The organism is Streptomyces sp. NPDC029164 (assembly GCF_055563995.1).
Genome location: NZ_JBVHWW010000020.1, coordinates 80,415 through 98,201 on the forward strand (window position 1 = coordinate 80,415; position 17,787 = coordinate 98,201).

General features: G+C 72.1%; 19 protein-coding genes and 1 tRNA gene. 12 read left to right on the top strand and 8 right to left on the bottom strand.

Annotated elements, in window-relative coordinates; all coding sequences use genetic code 11:
- Positions 1–128 precede the first annotated feature (128 nt).
- From ACZ4VT_RS20485 to ACZ4VT_RS20500, 4 genes are all read left to right on the top strand, one after another.
- The gene (locus ACZ4VT_RS20485) at positions 129–800 is read left to right on the top strand and encodes a DUF4097 family beta strand repeat-containing protein (RefSeq protein WP_467951471.1); all 672 of its coding nucleotides are present in this window, start codon (positions 129–131) and stop codon (positions 798–800) included.
- Positions 801–826: 26 nt separating this feature from the next.
- On the top strand, positions 827–1,786 hold the full coding sequence (locus ACZ4VT_RS20490; protein WP_467951472.1) for an ATP-binding cassette domain-containing protein: 960 nt from the start codon (positions 827–829) through the stop codon (positions 1,784–1,786).
- A complete protein-coding gene (locus ACZ4VT_RS20495; RefSeq protein WP_467951474.1) occupies positions 1,783–2,568 on the top strand; it encodes an ABC transporter permease in 786 nt (261 codons plus the stop codon). Before ACZ4VT_RS20490 ends, ACZ4VT_RS20495 begins: the two co-directional genes overlap by 4 nt.
- Positions 2,569–2,642: 74 nt before the next feature.
- A tRNA-Thr gene (locus ACZ4VT_RS20500) sits at positions 2,643–2,716 on the top strand.
- A 51-nt stretch (positions 2,717–2,767) separates the two neighbouring features.
- Here the strand turns inward: ACZ4VT_RS20500 and ACZ4VT_RS20505 are convergent.
- Positions 2,768–4,150 (bottom strand): NAD(P)/FAD-dependent oxidoreductase, encoded by a 1,383-nt coding sequence (locus ACZ4VT_RS20505; protein ID WP_467951475.1) that lies wholly within the window; start codon positions 4,148–4,150, stop codon positions 2,768–2,770.
- Positions 4,151–4,406: 256 nt separating this feature from the next.
- Between ACZ4VT_RS20505 and ACZ4VT_RS20510 the strand changes: the two genes are divergently transcribed.
- From ACZ4VT_RS20510 to ACZ4VT_RS20520, 3 genes are all read left to right on the top strand, one after another.
- Entirely contained in the window at positions 4,407–5,306 is a 900-nt protein-coding gene (locus tag ACZ4VT_RS20510) for an aminoglycoside phosphotransferase family protein (RefSeq protein WP_467951580.1), read from the top strand.
- A 46-nt stretch (positions 5,307–5,352) separates the two neighbouring features.
- Positions 5,353–5,829: a GNAT family N-acetyltransferase gene (locus ACZ4VT_RS20515; protein ID WP_467951477.1), complete on the top strand. Its 477-nt coding sequence runs from the start codon at positions 5,353–5,355 to the stop codon at positions 5,827–5,829.
- A 79-nt stretch (positions 5,830–5,908) separates the two neighbouring features.
- Complete coding sequence (locus tag ACZ4VT_RS20520; protein ID WP_467951478.1) at positions 5,909–6,583, top strand: pentapeptide repeat-containing protein; 675 nt, start codon at positions 5,909–5,911, stop codon at positions 6,581–6,583.
- On the opposite strand, the gene ACZ4VT_RS20525 is transcribed toward ACZ4VT_RS20520, so the two are convergent.
- The 4 genes from ACZ4VT_RS20525 to ACZ4VT_RS20540 are packed head-to-tail and all read right to left on the bottom strand — an operon-like array spanning position 6,513 to position 9,774.
- Entirely contained in the window at positions 6,513–7,436 is a 924-nt protein-coding gene (locus ACZ4VT_RS20525; protein ID WP_467951479.1) for a hypothetical protein, read from the bottom strand. The genes ACZ4VT_RS20520 and ACZ4VT_RS20525 overlap by 71 nt on opposite strands.
- On the bottom strand, positions 7,433–7,936 hold the full coding sequence (locus tag ACZ4VT_RS20530; protein ID WP_362807527.1) for a hypothetical protein: 504 nt from the start codon (positions 7,934–7,936) through the stop codon (positions 7,433–7,435). Before ACZ4VT_RS20530 ends, ACZ4VT_RS20525 begins: the two co-directional genes overlap by 4 nt.
- 54 nt (positions 7,937–7,990) lie before the next feature.
- Entirely contained in the window at positions 7,991–8,614 is a 624-nt protein-coding gene (locus ACZ4VT_RS20535; RefSeq protein ID WP_361759020.1) for a response regulator transcription factor, read from the bottom strand.
- Entirely contained in the window at positions 8,611–9,774 is a 1,164-nt protein-coding gene (locus ACZ4VT_RS20540; protein ID WP_467951481.1) for a sensor histidine kinase, read from the bottom strand. Before ACZ4VT_RS20540 ends, ACZ4VT_RS20535 begins: the two co-directional genes overlap by 4 nt.
- 356 nt (positions 9,775–10,130) lie before the next feature.
- On the opposite strand from ACZ4VT_RS20540, the gene ACZ4VT_RS20545 reads away from it, so the two are divergent.
- Complete coding sequence (locus tag ACZ4VT_RS20545) at positions 10,131–10,703, top strand: GlcG/HbpS family heme-binding protein (protein ID WP_467951482.1); 573 nt, start codon at positions 10,131–10,133, stop codon at positions 10,701–10,703.
- A gap of 32 nt (positions 10,704–10,735) precedes the next feature.
- Positions 10,736–12,184 (top strand): M1 family metallopeptidase, encoded by a 1,449-nt coding sequence (locus ACZ4VT_RS20550; protein WP_467951483.1) that lies wholly within the window; start codon positions 10,736–10,738, stop codon positions 12,182–12,184.
- Positions 12,185–12,279: 95 nt separating this feature from the next.
- Here the strand turns inward: ACZ4VT_RS20550 and ACZ4VT_RS20555 are convergent, their stop codons facing one another.
- Positions 12,280–12,804 carry a GNAT family N-acetyltransferase gene (locus tag ACZ4VT_RS20555; protein ID WP_467951484.1) on the bottom strand — a complete coding sequence of 175 codons (525 nt, stop codon included), beginning with the start codon at positions 12,802–12,804 and terminating at the stop codon, positions 12,280–12,282.
- A 69-nt stretch (positions 12,805–12,873) separates the two neighbouring features.
- Positions 12,874–13,449, bottom strand: coding sequence for a TerD family protein (locus ACZ4VT_RS20560; RefSeq protein ID WP_030387311.1), 576 nt, complete (start codon positions 13,447–13,449; stop codon positions 12,874–12,876).
- A 142-nt stretch (positions 13,450–13,591) separates the two neighbouring features.
- On the opposite strand from ACZ4VT_RS20560, the gene arfB reads away from it, so the two are divergent.
- The gene (arfB, locus tag ACZ4VT_RS20565) at positions 13,592–14,017 is read left to right on the top strand and encodes an alternative ribosome rescue aminoacyl-tRNA hydrolase ArfB (protein WP_030718838.1); all 426 of its coding nucleotides are present in this window, start codon (positions 13,592–13,594) and stop codon (positions 14,015–14,017) included.
- Positions 14,018–14,071: 54 nt separating this feature from the next.
- On the opposite strand, the gene ACZ4VT_RS20570 is transcribed toward arfB, so the two are convergent.
- Complete coding sequence (locus tag ACZ4VT_RS20570) at positions 14,072–14,644, bottom strand: flavin reductase family protein (protein ID WP_467951486.1); 573 nt, start codon at positions 14,642–14,644, stop codon at positions 14,072–14,074.
- Positions 14,645–14,945: 301 nt separating this feature from the next.
- On the opposite strand from ACZ4VT_RS20570, the gene cdgB reads away from it, so the two are divergent.
- On the top strand, positions 14,946–16,688 hold the full coding sequence (gene cdgB, locus ACZ4VT_RS20575; protein ID WP_467951488.1) for a diguanylate cyclase CdgB: 1,743 nt from the start codon (positions 14,946–14,948) through the stop codon (positions 16,686–16,688).
- Positions 16,689–16,756: 68 nt separating this feature from the next.
- Positions 16,757–17,776, top strand: coding sequence for a CBM35 domain-containing protein (locus tag ACZ4VT_RS20580; RefSeq protein ID WP_467951489.1), 1,020 nt, complete (start codon positions 16,757–16,759; stop codon positions 17,774–17,776).
- The last annotated feature ends 11 nt before the right edge of the window (positions 17,777–17,787 follow it).

The window sequence follows — 17,787 nt, forward strand, 5'->3', positions numbered from 1 at the left end:
TGTGAGCTGGGTGAATGCCGATTCTGCGCAACGAACTTGTTGTCAGATCTGTGAATGCAACGTAGCTTTTCGTTCATCAGAAACGGCGGGCCGACAGCGTGCCCGCCACTGGAGAAAGAAGAAGAACGATGCAGAAGTTCGCCACCGCCGCCCCCGTCTCCGCCGTCCTGGACATTCCCGCGGGCCGCATCCGCTTCATCGCCGCCGACCGCGCCGACACCACCGTCGAGGTCCTCCCCGCCAACGCCTCCAAGGGCCGTGACGTGAAGGCGGCGGAGCAGACCACCGTCGAGTACGCCGACGGGGTCCTGCGGATCAACACCCCCGACGCGAAGAACCAGCTCCTCGGCCCTTCCGGGTCCGTCGAGGTCACCGTGCAGCTGCCGGCCGGCTCCCGCGTCGAGGCGAAGGCGGCCAGTGCCGAGTTCCGCGGCGTCGGACGCCTCGGCGACGTCGCCTTCGAAGGCGCCCAGGGCACGGTCAAGCTCGACGAGACCGCCGCCGCGCACCTCACCCTCATGGCCGGCGACGTCACCGTCGGCCGCCTCGGCGGCCCCGCCCGGATCAGCACCCAGAAGGGCGACATCACCATCACCGAGGCCGTCCACGGCACCGTCGACCTGCGCACCCAGGCCGGCGACCTCACCATCGGCGCCGCCCGCGGAGTCTGCGCCACCCTCGACGCCGGCACCGCCTACGGCCGCATCCACAACGCCCTGAACAACACCGACGGCGCCACCGCCGCTCTCGACATCCACGCCACCACCGCCTACGGCGACATCACCGCCCGCAGCATCTGACCCGCAGCCCCTGAGGAGCACCCATCATGACCAACCTGGCCATCGCGGCGAACGGGCTGCGCAAGTCGTACGGCGACAAGGTCGTGCTCGACGGAGTCGACCTGACCGTCCCCGAGGGAACGGTCTTCTCCCTGCTCGGCCCGAACGGCGCCGGCAAGACCACCGCCGTCAAGATCCTCTCCACGCTCGTCCGCGCCGACGCCGGTGACCTGTACGTCGGCGGCCACGACCTGGCCGCCGCCCCGCAGGCGGTGCGGGCCGCGATCGGTGTCACCGGGCAGTTCTCCGCCGTGGACGGGCTGATCACCGGCGAGGAGAACATGCTCCTGATGGCGGACCTGCACCACCTGTCCAGGCGCGAGGGCCGGCGGGTCACCGCCGAGCTGCTGGAACGCTTCGACCTCGTCGAGGCCGCGGCCAAGCCCGCCTCCACCTACTCGGGCGGCATGAAGCGCCGCCTGGACATCGCGATGACGCTGGTCGGCAGCCCCCGGATCATCTTCCTCGACGAGCCGACCACCGGCCTCGACCCGCGCTCCCGGCACACCATGTGGCGGATCATCCGCGAACTGGTCACCGGCGGCGTCACCGTCTTCCTCACCACCCAGTACCTGGAAGAGGCCGACGAACTCGCCGACCGCATCGCCGTCCTCGACAACGGCAGGATCGCCGCCGAAGGCACAGCCGAAGAACTGAAACGGCTCGTCCCCGGCGGACACGTGCGCTTGCGCTTCGCCGGCCCGGCCGCCTACCGCTCCGCCGCCCTCACCCTCGCCGATGCCACCAAGGACGACGAGGCCCTGTCCCTCCAGATCCCCAGCGACGGCAGCCAGCGCGAACTGCGCTCCGTACTCGACCGCCTGGACTCCGCCGGCATCGAAGCCGACGAACTCACCGTCCACACCCCCGACCTCGACGACGTCTTCTTCGCCCTGACCGGCGGCGCGAGCACCATCCCCAACCAGCCCAAGGAGGCCCTCCGATGAGCTCCCTCTCCCTCGCCGTCCGCGACTCGACGACGATGCTGCGCCGCAACCTCCTGCACGCCCGGCGCTATCCGTCGCTCACGCTGAACCTGCTGCTGACGCCGATCATGCTGCTGCTCCTCTTCGTCTACATCTTCGGCGACGTGATGAGCGCCGGCCTCGGCGGCGCGGACCGGTCCGCGTACATCGCGTACGTCGTCCCGGGCATCCTGCTGATGACCGTCGGCGGCACCGTCGTCGGGACCGCGGTGTCCGTCTCCAACGACATGACCGAGGGCATCATCGCCCGCTTCCGCACCATGGCGATCCACCGCGGGTCGGTGCTCATCGGGCACGTCGTGGGCAGCGTGCTCCAGTGCGTGATGAGCGTGATCCTCGTCGGCGCCGTCGCCGTGGCGATCGGTTTCCGCTCCACGGGCGCGAGCGCCCTGGAGTGGCTGGCGGCGCTCGGCCTGCTCGTGCTCTTCGCCACGGCGCTCACCTGGATCGCCGTCGGCATGGGCCTGATCAGCCCGAACGCCGAGGCCGCCAGCAACAACGCGATGCCGATGATCCTGCTGCCGCTCCTGTCCAGCGCCTTCGTCCCGGTGGACGCGATGCCGGGCTGGTTCCAGCCAATCGCCGAGTACCAGCCCTTCACGCCCGTCATCGAGACCCTGCGCGGCCTGCTGCTCGGCAGCGAGATCGGGCACAACGGATGGCTCGCGGTGCTCTGGTGCCTGGGGCTCGCGGTGCTCGGCTACCTCTGGTCGGCCGCCACGTTCAACCGCGACCCGGAGTAACCGGTCGGGTGACGTCCGCGGCTTTCAATCTGATGGCCCGGGGAAGAGCGGTCTGTGTAGAGTGATGGCGGCTTGCCTCCTTAGCTCAGCTGGCCAGAGCACCGCTCTTGTAAAGCGGGGGTCGTCGGTTCGAACCCGACAGGGGGCTCCGTACCCGAAGGCCCCGGACCAACTTGGTCCGGGGCCTTCGGCATGCGCGTCAGTGGCGGCCGGAGATGCGGTCCGCCAGGCGGGCCAGGGGGGTTGTCGTGGGGCGGTGGGTGGCCGTCTCGCGGCGGTCGGCCTCGCGGTAGGCGGCGTAGAGGGCCTGGACGCCGAGCCAGCGGAAGGGCTCCGGCTCCCAGCGGCGGACCTTGTGGCCCACCCAGGGCAGGGCGGTGAGGTCGGTGGACTCGCCGAGGACCAGGTCGCGCAAGGTGCGGGCGGCGAGGTTGGCGGTGGCGACGCCCGAGCCGACGTAACCGCCGGCCCACCCCAGGCCCGTGGTGCGGTCCAGGGTGACGGTGGCGCACCAGTCGCGGGGGACGCCGAGGACGCCGGACCAGGCGTGCGTGATCTCCGTACCCGTGAGCTGCGGGAAGAAGGAGAAGAGGAGGGCGCTCAGGGCCTCGATCGTGGCGGGCTGGGTGCGGCCGTCATGGTCCGTGCGGGAGCCGAAGCGGTACGGGACCCCGCGGCCGCCGATCGCGATGCGGTCGTCGGCGGTGCGCTGGGCGTACATGTACGCGTGGGCCATGTCGCCGAGGACCGGGAAGTCGGACCAGCCCAGTTGGGCCCAGGTCCCGGCGGGGAGCGGGGCGGTGACGATCATCGAGGAGTTCATCGGGAGCCACGAGCGCTTCTGGCCCTTGAGGGCGGCGGTGAAGCCCTCGGTGCAGCGCAGGACGTACGGGGCGCTGACGGTGCCGTACGGGGTGACGGCGCGGCGGGGGGCGATCTCGGTGACGGGGGTCGACTCGTGGATGACGACACCGAGGCGTTCGCAGGCGGCGGCGAGGCCCTTGACCAGCTTGAGGGGGTGGATCCGGGCGCCGTGCGGGCTCCAGCTGGAGCCGACGGCGTCGGCGATGTTGATGCGGCGATGGGTCTCGGTGGCGTCGAACAGTTCGCGGTCGCTCTCGCCGAAGGAGAGTTCGGCGGCGTGGAAGGCCTTGAGCCGGCCGAGCTGGGCGGGGGTGCGGGCGACTTCGAGGACGCCGCCGCGGTGGATGTCGGCGTCGATGCCCTCCTTGGCGGTGACGTCGATGACCTCGGTGACCGTCTCGTTCATGGCGTTCTGGAGGCGGCGGGCGGCCTCGTGGCCGTGGAGGGCGGCGTAGCGGTCGCGGCCGGCGATGCCGTTGTAGAGCCAGCCGCCGTTGCGGCCGGAGGCGCCGTAGCCGCAGAACTTCTGCTCCAGGACGGTGATGTGGAGGTCGGGGGCGGCCTGCTTGAGGTAGTAGGCGGTCCACAGGCCGGTGTAGCCGCCGCCGACGATGACGACGTCGGCGGTGGTGTCGGCGGTGAGGGGCGCGCGGGGTGGGGTGGCCGCGGTGCCGGGGTCGGTCGCGTACCAGAAGGAAATACCGCCGTTGATCGTCATGGGGGAGTTGGTACACCCGGTTCCGGTGGGGCGTCCAGGGGCTGGTTGTCGTGCGTTGGGGCGGGTTTCCAGGCTGGATGGCCGATGTGGGAGGGGTGGCGGGGGCCGTAGGGTGGTGGAAGTTTTGTCATGTTTTCAGTCGATGTTCGACGCGGAGGCCTTCGCGCGGACGCTGAACGGCGCGGGGATCGGCTGGGTCCTGCTCGGACAGGTCCTTGGCCGTCACGTTCGGAGCGCGTCGGGCTACCTTCGGATCATGGTGGACTTCGGGGAGATTCCGGACGGCCTGGTCGAGGCGCAGCTCAGGTTCAACGGCGACGCGGGACGGGAGTTCATCGCGGCCCTGCCGGGGCGGGCCGCGCGGTTCCTGGAGCGGTGGCGGCTGCGGTGCACCGGGCCGGCCATGCACGGGGTGACGGCGTTGGTGCTGCCGGTGGAGCGGTCCGACGGGAGTGCGGCCGTACTGAAGCTGGTCGCGCTGGACGAGGAGAGCGCGGGGGAGCCGGTCGCGCTGCGCGCGTGGGGCGGGCGGGGCTGCGTACGGCTCCTGGAACACGACGCGGAAACGGGCACCCTGCTGCTGGAGCGGCTTGACGAGCGGCGGCACCTGTCGGCGCTCGCGCGGCGGGACGCACGGCGGGCGGTGGGGGTGGTCGGGGAGCTGCTGGCGCAGCTGACGGCGGTACCCGCGCCGGCCGGGCTGCGCGGGCTGGGCGAGATCGCGGCGCGGATGCTGGAGGACGTACCGCGGGCGGTGGGCATGCTCGCGGAGGAGCGGGAGCGGAGGCTGCTGCGGGACTGCGCGGCGGCGGTGGCGGAGGTCGCGGGCGAGCCGGGGGACCGGCTGCTGCACTGGGACCTGCACTACGACAACGTCCTGGCGGGCGGCCGCGAGCCGTGGCTGGCGATCGACCCGAAGCCGCTGGCGGGGGATCCGGGCTTCGACCTGCTCCCGGCGATCGTCAACAACTTCCGCGCGCAGGAGGTGCGGTGGCGGTTCGACCTGCTGACGGAGGCGGTGGGGCTGGACCGGCAGCGGGCCCGGGCGTGGACGCTGGGGCGGGTGCTGCAGAACTCCCTGTGGGACCTGGAGGACGGCGAAGAGCACCTGGACGAGCAGCAGTTGGCCGTGGTCGAGGCCCTGCGGGAGCGGTGACGCACGGGCGCCGGCCGACAGGACCGGCCGCCCCTAGGCTGCGTGCATGATCCGTCACGCTGACATCACCGATGTGCCCGCCATCCACGCGATGATCCGCGAGCTCGCGGAGTACGAGAAGGTGCCGCACGAGGCGCGGGCGACCGAGGAGCAGCTGCGGGAGGCGCTGTTCGGGGACCGCCCGGCGGTGTTCGCGCACATCGCGGAGACGGATGACGGCGAGGCGGTCGGCTTCGCGGTGTGGTTCCTGTCCTTCTCCACCTGGCGCGGGGTGCACGGGATCTACCTGGAGGACCTGTACGTGCGGCCGGGCGTGCGCGGCGGCGGCCACGGCAAGGCGCTGCTGGCGGAACTGGCGCGCACGTGCGTGGAGCGCGGCTACGAGCGGCTGGAGTGGTCGGTCCTGAAGTGGAACGCCCCGACGATCGCCTTCTACGAGGCCTTGGGCGCGCGCCCGCAGGAGGAGTGGTCGGTATACCGCCTGACGGACGCGCCCCTGAAGGCCCTGGGCGGAGCGCGATAGCCCCCGGCCCCGGTTCCAGGATGACCTTCAAGGGCGGGCGTTGGCGGCTGTTGTCAGTGGGCTGGGTCACGATGGGGGGATGGTGCGCAAAGGGCAGGGGCAGACGGTGAAGGCGGCGCGACGGCCGGAGCTGCGGTTGCCGGAGCTGGTGGCGTGGGGAGGGGGCGGGCTGGAGCCGGACGGGGACTACGACGGGCTGGAGTTCGCGGACCTGGACCTGGCGGGGCAGGAGGGGATCGGGGCCCGGTTCATGGACTGCGCGGTGCGGCGCTGCGCGCTGGACGAGGCGGGGCTGGCGAAGGCGCGGTTCCTGGACTCGGTGCTGGAGGGGGTCCGGGGGGTGGGGACGGACCTGTCCGGGGCCTCGTTGCGGGACGTGGAGCTGGTGGACGCCCGGCTGGGCGGGGTGCAGATGCACGGGGCGGTGCTGGAGCGGGTGGTGGTCCGCGGGGGGAAGATCGACTACCTGAACCTGCGGAAGGCGCGGCTCAAGGACGTGGTCTTCGAGGGGTGCGTGCTGGTGGAGCCGGACTTCGCGGGCGCGGTGCTGGAGCGGGTGGAGTTCCGGGACTGCGCGCTGCGCGGGGTGGACTTCAGCGGCGTGCGGCTGCACGACGTGGACCTGCGGGAGGCCGCGGAGCTGGCGATCGCGCGGGGCGTGGACGCCTTGGCCGGCGCCGTGATCAGCCCGGCGCAGCTGTTCGACCTGGCCCCGGCGCTTGCTTCCCAGCTGGGGCTGCGGGTGGAGGCGTAGCCGCTGCTTGGATGCGGCGGCGGACGACCTGCCAGTGCGGGTCCGCCCCGCGGACGGGGCCGGGGAGCCCGAGCAGGCGTGCGTCTTCGAGCAGCTCCTCGGAGGCGCCGTAGGCGCGCAGCCGTGCGGGGGCATGGCGCGCGAACCAGGAGGCGAGCTCGTCGTGGACGGCCTCGTCCTCCTCCCAGGTGCTGCTCCCGGAGAACCACGGCAGGAAGCCCACCAACAGCTCGGTCGTCCAGGTGTCGAAGGTCTCGGTCAGGTGGCGGTCGGCGACGGGGCCTTCCGTCGCCTCCCAGACCGCCAGCCACGGGCGCAGCGCGCCGGAGGCCGCCCTGCACAGCGGGAGGAGGTCGTGCGCGGGGACGGCCGGGTCCGGGGCGCGGAGGGTGTGGGCCCACCAGGCGTGCAGGAATTCCCGTACGGCCGCGCTCTGCTCGGCGGGCCACTGCTGCCAGTCGCCGCGCTCGAACGAGATGCCGACGTCGTCGATGGCGTACGCGTGGGCGCCGAGGCCGACGGTCAGCTCACGCGCGAACTGGGGCAGGACGCGGCGCAGCACGGCGCCGTGGTCGCGCCAGTCGGGTGCGCTCCAGGCGCGGTGCAGCAGGTCGGGATCGAGTTCCGTGTCGGGGACCTTCAACAGGGCGAGCTCCTCGGCGCTGCCCCAGTGGCAGTCGCACTGGACCTCGTCGGGCCGGGCCGTCATTCCGCGGAAGGTGACGGCCAGCCGGTCCAGGGCCCGGTCGAGCCGCGCGCGGGCGGCGTCTGCGTCGAAGCCGACCGCTTCGGCGTCCGGCGCGTCGGCGTCCGTCGCGCCGGGATCCGTCACGCCGGGATCGGTGACGCTCACGCAGGGACGCGGGGGAACTTGGCCTGGAGGGTCCAGATGACGGGGTTGTCGGCGAGGCCGTCGTGCATGTCGATGAGGTCCGCGACCAGGTCGTGCAGGAAGTCGCGGGCCTCGCGGCGCAGCAGGCGGTGGCTGAAGGTCAGCGGGGCTTCCTCGGCCGGCATCCAGTCGGCCTCGACGTCGACCCAGCCGAAGCGGCGTTCGAAGAGCATCCGGTCCGTGGACTCGGTGAAGTCGAGCTCGGCGTGCTGGCGGTGGGCCGAGCGGTTGCCGCGGGGGTCCTGGTCGAGCTGTTCGACGATGTCGCACAGCGCCCAGGCGAAGTCCAGTACGGGCACCCATCCCCAGGCTGTGGACACTTCCCGGTCCGCGTTGGTGTCGGCGAGGTAGACGTCCCCGCAGAACAGGTCGTGGCGCAGCGAGTGGACGTCCGCCGAGCGGTAGTCGGTCTGCGGGGGGTCCGGGAAGCGCCGGGAGAGGGAGTAGCCGATGTCGAGCACGTACCCGATGGTGTCACGGGTCCCGGGGCGTCCCCACCCCGGACGGAGCCGGCGTCACGAGGGGAGGAGGCGTTGTTCCTTCGCGACCGAGACCGCGCCCGCGCGGGTGTCGACGCCGAGCTTGTCGTAGATGCGGCCCAGGTGGGTCTTGACCGTGGCTTCGCTGATGAACAGCGCGCGGGCGATGTCGCGGTTGCCGAGGCCGCGGGCGAGCTGGCCGAGGATGTCCAGTTCGCGGTCGGTCAGGGTGGGGCGGGTGCCGCGCATGTGGGCCATCACCCGGCTGGCCACCGGCGCGGACAGGGTGGTGCGGCCCTGGGCGGCCGAGTGGATGGCGGCGAAGAGCTCCTCCGGGCGTTCGGCCTTGAGGAGGTAGCCGGTGGCGCCCGCGCCGATCGCCCGGGTGATGTCCGCGTCCGTGTCGTACGTGGTGAGGACGAGGACGTGCGGGGGATTGGGGGCGGCGGTGATGCGGCGGGTGGCCTCGACCCCGTCGATGCCCTCGCCGAGCTGGAGGTCCATGAGGACCACGTCGGGTCGGAGTTTGGCGGCCAGGGCGACGGCTTCCTCGCCGCTGCCCGCCTCGCCGAGGACCTCGATGTCCGGCTCGCTGCCGAGGAGGGCGAGCAGGCCGGCGCGGACCACCACGTGGTCGTCGCAGAGCAGGATCGTCGTCATGGGGCCGGCTCCAGGGGGATGGCCGCGGAGAGGACGGTGCCCTCGCCCGGCGTGGATTCGATCGTGAGGGTGCCGCCGAGCTGGCGGACGCGGGCCCGCATCGCGGGGAGCCCGTGGCCGCGCTCGGCGGCGTCGGTACGGGGCTCGGCGAATCCGTGGCCGTCGTCGGCGATGTCCAGGACCACCTGGTCCCCGAGGAAGCTGAGCGTGAGTGCGGCCGTACGGGCGCCGGAGTGCTCGCGGACGTTGGCCAGCGCGCCCTGGGCTATCCGCAGCAGGGCGGACTGGACGCGGTCCGGGAGCGGGGCGGGGGTGCCTTCGAGGTGGAAGCGGACCTCGGTGTCCGGGCCGGCGTCCAGGGCGCGCAGCGCCTCGGCGAGTCCGGCGCCGTCGGCGAGCTCGGACGGGGCCAGGTCGTGGACGAGCCGGCGGGCCTCGGCGAGTCCGTGCGCGGCGATGCCGGTGGCGGTACGGACGTGCGCGCGGGCGGTGGCCGGGTCGGTGTCCCAGGTGCGGTCGGCGGCCTGGAGCAGCATCTGCTGACTGGACAGGTTCTGGGCGAGGGTGTCGTGGATCTCCATGGACAGCCGCTGCCGTTCGGCGAGGGTGCCTTCGCGGCGTTCGGTGGCGGCCAGTTCCCGGCGGGTGCGGATCAGGTCGTCGATCAGCGCCCGCTGTGCCTGGGCCTGGCGTTCCATGTGGACGAAGACGGCGGTCGCGAGGGCGGCGACGGCGGGCGGGGCCAGGAGCAGGGTGGGGTCGAAGGACTTGGACAGCTTCATCTGGGCGATCACCACGAAGCCGGTGAGGAGGGCGACCAGGACGACGGCGGCGCGGGGCGGGAGGGTGCGCAGGGCGGTGAAGAAGAGCGGTACGGCGCACCAGGCGAAGCTCGGCGCGAGGACGACCAGGACCACCCAGGTGGTGACGACCAGGCCGAGCCAGAGGAGCCGGCGGGTGGTGGGGGCGGCGCCGAGGGCGGGGCCGAGTACGTAGAGCAGGGCCAGGGTGATGCTGAGGGCGATGATCCACGGGGTGCGGGGTTCGCCGGGGTGGCGCAGGAGGAAGCGGAGCAGGGAGGCGCCGAGGAGGAGGAAGAAGGCGGTGTGGGCGACGGTGGCCAGCGTACGGGTGTCTGGATTGCGGGTGGGGTGGCTCACCGGGGCTCCTGGTTCGCGGGTGTGTCCATTGTCGCCGGTGGCGGTGTTCGGGGCGGGTGCGCTCCGCTGCCGGGGGCGTTGCCCCCGGACCCCCGCGCCTCAAACGCCGACGGGGCTGGAGGGTGCCGGGCGGGGCTGGATGCGCGAGGTTCTGACCAGGAAATACCGCGCCGGAGGCGGGTCGCATCGACCGATTGGATGACCCTGGGGTCAACCGGTGCGGTGGGCGGGGGGAGCCGGTACGGGGACGGGGTGGCGGGGGGTTCGGGGACAGGCTTGGAGCAGTGAAGGAGCCGGTCCGACCGGCCCGGACCGAACCCGATGCCGTCACCGTGTCACCGTTCTCAGGAGCAGAGATGAACACCCGCACCCGCGTTCTCACCGGTACCGCCCTCGCCGTCGCCCTGGGCGCCGGTGCCTTCGGCGCGGTGAGCGCCAGCGCCACCCCTGCCGCCGACGCCGCCCCGGCCGCCGCCTCCGCCGCCGCCGTCGCCGGCAAGAACGACGGCCCGAGCGACAAGAACTTCACCACGACCACGCACCTCACCGTCGACGCCGCCACCCGCGCCGCCCAGGCCGCGCTGCAGGCCGCGCAGGCCGAGAACCAGAAGGTGACGGTCGCGGTGGTGGACCGCAACGGCAACACCATCGTCACCCTGCGCGGCGACGGCGCCGGCCCGCAGTCCTACGAGTCGGCGCAGCGCAAGGCCTTCACCGCCGTGTCCTGGAACGCCCCGACCTCGGTGCTCGTGGGCCGCCTCGCCCAGACCCCGAACCTGAAGGACATCCCCGGCACCCTCTTCCTCGGCGGCGGCACCCCGGTCCAGGCGAACGGCGCGCCCGTCGCGGGCATCGGTGTGGCCGGCGCCCCGAGCGGTGACCTGGACGAGAAGTTCGCCAAGGCCGGTGTCGACGCCCTGGGCAAGTAGTCCGCACGGGCCGCCCGCCTAGGATCGAGTGCGTGGAACACCGCGCACTCCTCCGTCTCGCCGTCCCTGCCGTCGCCTCCCTCCTCGCCCTCACCACGGCGTGTACGGGAGGCACGGTGCAGGGGCGGCCGGGCGCGTCGGGCCTGCGCGACCCGTACTTCCCCAAGGCCGGCAACGGCGGCTACCAGGTCGACCACTACGCGCTCGACCTGGACTACGACCCCGCCGACGGGGAGCTGCACGGTACGGCCGTCATCACCGCCCGCGCCGAGCAGGGCCTCAGCTCCTTCAACCTCGACCTCAGCGGTCTGAAGGTCGAGGGAGTGACCGTGCAGGGCGTCGGCGCCCGGCACAACCGGACCGGCAACGAGCTGACCGTGCGCCCGGCCGAGGACCTGAAGAAGGGCGAGGTCTTCCGTACGGAGGTCGAGTACGGCGGCAAGCCGAAGTCCCTCACGGACGCGGACGGTTCCAAGGAGGGGTGGATCACCACCGAGGACGGCGGGGACGGACAGGGCAGCGCGCGGGCGGGGGCCGGTGCGGTCGGCGTCGGTGAGCCGGTCGGGTCGATGACCTGGTTCCCGGGCAACCACCACCCCAGTGACAAGGCCACCTACGACATCATGCTCACCGTCCCGCGCGGCTACGAGGCCGTGTCCAACGGGGAGCTGCGCTCCCGCACCGAGGACGCGGACGGGCGGACCGGGTTCGCGTGGCACAGCCCGGAGCCGATGGCGAGCTATCTGGCCACCGCCGTCGTCGGCCCGTACAAGGTGACGACGGGGCGGACGGCGTCGGGGACCGGCCTCTACAACGCCGTGGCGCCCGGGGAGGCGGCCGCGAGCGAGGGTGCGCTCGCGCGGCTGCCGGAGATGGTGGAGTGGGGCAGCGGCCGGTTCGGCCCGTACCCCTTCGGCACGGCGGGCGCGGTCGTGCTGCCGGCCGGCACCCTCGGGTACGCGCTGGAGACCCAGACGAAGCCCGTCTTCTCCGGTGCGCCCGAGAACGAGGACCTTCTCCTGCACGAGCTCGCCCACCAGTGGTTCGGCAACTCGGTGTCGCCGAAGTCCTGGAAGGACATGTGGCTCAACGAGGGCTTCGCGACCTACGCCGAGTGGCTGTGGGCCGAGGAGCACGGCGGGCCCACCGCCCAGAAGCGCTTCGAGGCGTTCCTGGCGGGCGACACGGCCGTCGACGAGGCGGCCGACTCCGCCTGGGACGCCTTCCCGCCGGCCTCCCCGCCCGGGCCTGATCACATCTCGGACGAGCCGGTGTACTACCGCGGCGCGATGGTCCTGCACCGGATCCGTCAGGAGGTGGGCGACGAGAAGTTCTTCGCCCTGGTGCGCGGCTGGGCCGCGGACCACCGGCACGGGAACGCGAGTACGGCCGACTTCACCGCCTACGCGCAGGAGAAGACGGGGCACGACCTGAAGAAGGTCTGGGACGTCTGGCTGTACGGCGAGGGCCGCCCCAAGTAGCCGGCCGCTCCCGAACCGCCGCTCCCGAACCGCCGCTCCCGAACCGCCGCTCCCGAACCGCCGCTCCCGAACCGCGGCTGCCGACGGCCGGTCCGCTACGGGGCTTCGAGCGGCTTGCGCAGCACCGTGCAGTCGCGGCCGCGCTCGCGGTCCTTGGCCCGGCGCAGTTCCGCGTACCCCTGGGACTGCCAGAAGGCGAGGGCCTTGGGATTGTTGTCCAGTACGGCGATCTGCACGCCGGTGCGTCCGGCGGCGCGGAAGCGGTCCTCGACCAGGGCGGCGACGGCGCGGCCGTACCCCTCGCGGTGCGCGGTGGCGTCGATGAGCAGCAGGCCGATCCACGGGTCGGTGCCGGCGGAGGCCGGGTCCGGGTGGTGGGCCAGCGTGGCGGCCAGGCCGACGAGGCGGCCGGCGGAACGGGCGAGGAGGACCTCGGCGCCGTCATGGGCGAGTTCGTCGGCGAGGGCGGCCGCGACCTGTTCGACGGTGATGCGGTCCGGGTCGGGGAAGTCGCCGCTGAGTTCGAAGAACGCGTGGTTCGTCGAGTAGAGGGCGGCGATCTCGGTGAGGACCGGGCCGGGGAGGGCGCCGTCGACGGGGACGAGCGGTTGGAGGATCACCCGTCGAACGGTAGCGAAGCCCCCTCCCCGGACGGCCGGGAGGGGGCTTCACCAGCGCTGGAGCCGTACTTAGACGTTGACGCCGAAGTCCTGCGCGATGCCGGTGAGGCCGGAGGCGTAGCCCTGGCCGACCGCGCGGAACTTCCACTCGGCGCCGCTGCGGTAGAGCTCGCCGAAGACCATGGCGGTCTCGGTCGCCGCGTCCTCGGAGAGGTCGTAGCGGGCGATCTCGGCGCCGCCGGCCTGGTTCACGACGCGGATGTACGCGTTGCGGACCTGGCCGAAGTTCTGGCTGCGGGCCTCGGCGTCGTAGATGGAGACCGGGAAGACGATCTTGTCCACGTCGGCCGGCAGGCCGGCGAGGTTGACGTTGATGGCCTCGTCGTCGCCCGCGCCCTCGCCGGTGCGGTTGTCACCGGTGTGGACGATGGTCTGGTCCGGGGTGGACTTGTTGTTGAAGAAGACGAAATGGCCGTCGGAGACGACCTTGCCGGTCGGGTTGACCGCGATGGCCGAGGCGTCGAGGTCGAAGTCGACACCGGTCGTCGTACGGACGTCCCAGCCGAGGCCGACCGTGACGGCAGCGAGGCCGGGGGCCTCCTTCGTGAGCGAGACGTTGCCGCCCTTGGACAGGCTGACAGCCATGGGAATGTCCCTTTCCTCATCCAACATGCACGTACAGGCGGTCAAACTACCGCTGCTCCCTATAACGCGACGAGAGGCCTCTCGGGTTCCCGCCGTGAAATCTGAGTGACGCAGGCGGGGGCGGGCACGGATCATAGGGGGCATGCCTGGTCCTTATGTCATCCGCGGTTCGGTCGTGCTCCCCGAGGGCGAGCTCGCCTGGCGCTTCTCGCGCTCCTCCGGGCCCGGCGGGCAGCACGTGAACACCTCCGACTCGCGGGTGGAGCTGATGTTCGACCTGGCGGCGACGAAGGCGCTGCCGGACGTGTGGAAGGAGCGGGCGCTGGAACGGCTGGCGTCCCGCCTGGTGGGCGGGGTGGTGACCGTACGGGCCTCCGAGCACCGCTCGCAGTTCCGCAACCGGGAGATGGCGCTGGTGCGGATGGCTTCGCTGCTGGCGGAGGCGACGGCTCCGCCGCCGAGGCAGCGGCGGGCGACGAAGATCCCGCGGGGGATCAACGAGCGCCGGCTGCGGGAGAAGAAGGCGCGGGCCGAGACCAAGCGGGGGCGGACCGGGCGGGACTGGTAGCCGGCGGTCCGGCCCGCCTGCGGCTCAGCCTGAAGAGCGGATGGTGCGGCCGGGCTATTGGCCGTTCAGGTGCCGGTAGCGGCCGCGGAAGTACGTCAGGGGCTGCTGGTCCGGGGACGGGAGGGCCGCCGTCAGGACGCGGCCGATGACCAGGGTGTGGTCACCCGCCTCGACGCGGTTCTCGGTGCGGCACTCCAGGGTGGCCAGGGCGCCGGTCAGCAGCGGGGCGCCGGAGGCCTCGCCGCGTACGTACGGCAGGTCCGCGAAGAGCAGACGGTCGCTGATGCGGCCCTTCATCGCGAAGCGGCCCGCGACCTGGAGCTGGTGGTCGGCGAGGACCGAGACGGCCCAGAGGGGCTGTTCCGCGAGCAGGTCGTCCATCCGGGAGCCCTCGCGCAGGCTCACCAGGACCAGCGGCGGGTCCAGGGACACCGACATGAAGGCGGTCGCCGTCATGCCGGCGTCCTCGCCGCGCGGGCCGTCCGCCGTCAGGGGGGTCTCGTGCGCGGTGATCAGGCACACGCCCGCCGCCAGCCGGGACATCGCGGCTCGGAACTCGTCATTGCTCACTCCCTCAGCATGCGGGTTTCCGTGGGACGGGCGGGGCGCGGGGGTCGTCTTCAGCACGCTGAAACGCTAATCTCGCCCTCCGCGCCACACATCGGGCCCTGGTCCGAGTCGCGCCCCCGCCCCTTGGCCTAGGCCCCGGCGTATCGTTTGCTCTCGGGAATGTGGGGGAGCGCTCCCAGTCGGCACGAGCCTCTCCACGCACCGTTATTCATCTCATGTGACTTGAGTCACAGAGAGCAAGATTTGTTGACCCTGTGTACCTGCCGCACAGCTCACTGTGATTCAGTGGACGGGACACCGCAACGAAACGCCGATGACAAACCTGGAGTTGCTGTCGAGGTCTCGGGGAGAGCGAGCAATGGAGACCGAGTCGGAGCCGTACGTCCGTCTTGCGACCCTGCGGCAGCTGCACCGGGTGGTGGCCGATCTCAATACGGCCAGGAGCCTGGCGGACACTCTGCAGACCGTCGTGGACGGCATCGTCGTGGGCCTCGGTTACGAACTCGCCTGTGTCAACCTCGTACGCCCTGACGGCGATCTGGTCGTCGCCGCCTTCGCCGGAGACCCCGCCGCCGAGGCGCTCATCACCGGCCGCGTCGGCTCCCGCCCCTCCTGGGAACGCCGCCTGACGATGGGTGAGAACTGGGACGGACTCCGGTTCATCCCGCACACCGAGGGCTGGATCCTCATGGAGGACGACGTCCCCCAGTGGCACACGGACGGCCCCGATCCGCGCTTCGAGGACGAGTGGCACCCCGAGGACCGGCTCTACGCCCCCATGTACGCGTCCGGCGGGGAACTTCTGGGTGTCATTTCGGTGGACAGACCGCGCAACGGGCGCCGCCCCGGCGCCTGGGGGCGCGAAGCGCTCCAGATGTACGCCTTTCAGGCCGCGATTGCGATCAGCAACGCGAGGCTCCGGGCGAACATGCAGCGGGCCCTGGTCCGGCTGGAGCGTGAACAGCAGGCGCTGCGCGCCAGCGAGGAGTCCTTCCGGCAGGCCTTCGAGTATGCCCCCAGCGGCATGGCCATCGCCGAGATGGGCGGGGACCAGCACGGCCGGCTGCTGCGGACCAACGACGCGCTGTGCCGGCTGCTCGGCCGGCCGGCCTCCGTACTGCGCCGCTACTCCTTCTCCGACCTGGTCCACCCCGAGGACATCGGCACCCTCCTGCGGACCTCCGCCGAGGGCGGGCGCGCCGAGCTGCGCCTGGGCCGGCGCGACGGCACGTATGTATGGGTCTCGCTGCGCAACTCCGTCGTCGCCGACGCCGCCGACGGGCCGCGGTTCCTGCTGACGCACGTCGAGGACATCGAGGAGCGCAAGCGGCACGAGCTCCAGCTCGCCCACCGCGCCAGCCACGACTCGCTGACCGGCCTGCCCAACAGCGCCGAGCTGCGCTCCCGGCTCGGCGCGCGGCTGTGCCGCAGGCCACAGTCCGTGCGCGCCACCGCGATCGAGGCCCTGGACGCGGCCTTCGAGGGGCGTGACGGACACGACGGGCGCCCGGTGCACGACGGCCACGAGGTGCGCGCGGAGGCGGGTGGTGCCGGTGAGCACGGCTTTCAGGCCGACGGACCCGACCGGTACACCGGGTCCGACCCCTTCGAGTTCCCCGGGGCGCCGGCCGCGGCGCCGGCGGACGGTCCGTACGACCACCACGTGCACACGGTGGCGCCCGCGACCGACATCGACGACGGGACGAAGGGGCTCGCGGTCCTCTTCTGCGACCTCGACGGCTTCAAGTCGATCAACGACAGATTCGGGCACCACACGGGCGACGCGGTCCTGATCGAGGTCGCCCGGCGGCTCACGACGGGCGTCAGGGACGGTGACACCGTCGCTCGGCTGGGTGGTGACGAATTCGTCGTCCTCGCCGACGGCCTGGGGGCGGCGGACGCCGCCGATCTCGCCGTCCGGCTGCGCAACGCGATCATCCCGCCGATCCGGGTCGACGGGCGTGCGGTCCGTGTGGGAGCCAGTTTCGGCATCGGCTGGGCGAGCTGCGGGATGTCCGCGGACGAGGTGCTGCGCTCCGCCGACCAGCGGATGTACATCGAGAAGCGGTCGCGTTCCAAGGCGCACCGCAGGGCCGGCTGAGGCGGTCTGTCGCCCCTGGGTGCACGTGTTCGGGGTAGGCTCCCGGGGGTCGAAAGGAGTGACCTGCGATGACGACGCCCGCGAACAACGGCCCGCACGGTGGGGCGAACAAGCCCGAGGACGACGATCCGTTCGGCTACCTCTACGAGGACGGCCAGGCGGCCGGAGCCACCCCGCCCACGTCGGGCGGTGGATACGGCTATCCCGGGGCGTCGGCCGGCGGTCACCACGGAACGCAGCCGGGCGTCCCCCGCACCTCCCACCACCAGGTGCGGACGGTCGGCGAGCGCCGCAACGGCGGCCAGCGCGGTCAGGTTCCCGCGCAGCAGCCGCCCTACCAGGCCCAGTACCAGGCTCCGGAGGCGCTCCAGGCGGGCGGCTACGGCGTTCCGCAGCAGCCGCAGGCCCCGCAGCACCAGACCCAGGCGATCGCGCACTCCGGCGGTCACGGCGGCAGTGGCGGCGGTTCCAGCCGTCGCGGTCTGCTGATCGCCGCCGTCGCGGTGGTCGGCGCGGTCGTGATCGGCATCGGCGCGGCCCTGGCCTTCGGTGACAAGGGCAAGGACAAGAAGGACCAGGACCAGGCGAACGGCGGCCAGCAGTCGGCGGCCCCGCAGAACCCCTCGGCGGCGCCCCCGAGCGGCTCTCCCGCGCCCTCCCAGGCCCCGCTGCCCAAGGGTGAGGCGGCGGGCGCCGGCATGTCCATCACGGGCGGTGCGGCCCTGGACACCACGATTCCGGGAGCGAAGAGCTCGGGCGGCCAGTACGTCGGCGGGTTCAACCGGCCCGGCGCGGCCGTGACGTGGACCCTGGACGTCCCCAAGGCGGGGAAGTACAAGTTCTACGTGCGCTTCGGCATCCCGGGTGAGGACGCCAACGGCACCCTCACCGTCAACGGCAAGCCGAACGAGTCGCCGATCAGCATGCGCAACTTCGCCAAGTCGCCCAAGGGCGACTGGGAGAAGGGCTGGCAGACGACCTGGGGCCAGGTGAACCTCGACAAGGGCACCAACACGATCAAGCTGTCGTGCGAGGCCGGCAACAGCTGCAACGTCAACATCGACCAGCTGTGGCTGGAGAACTTCTAGGACACCTCCTG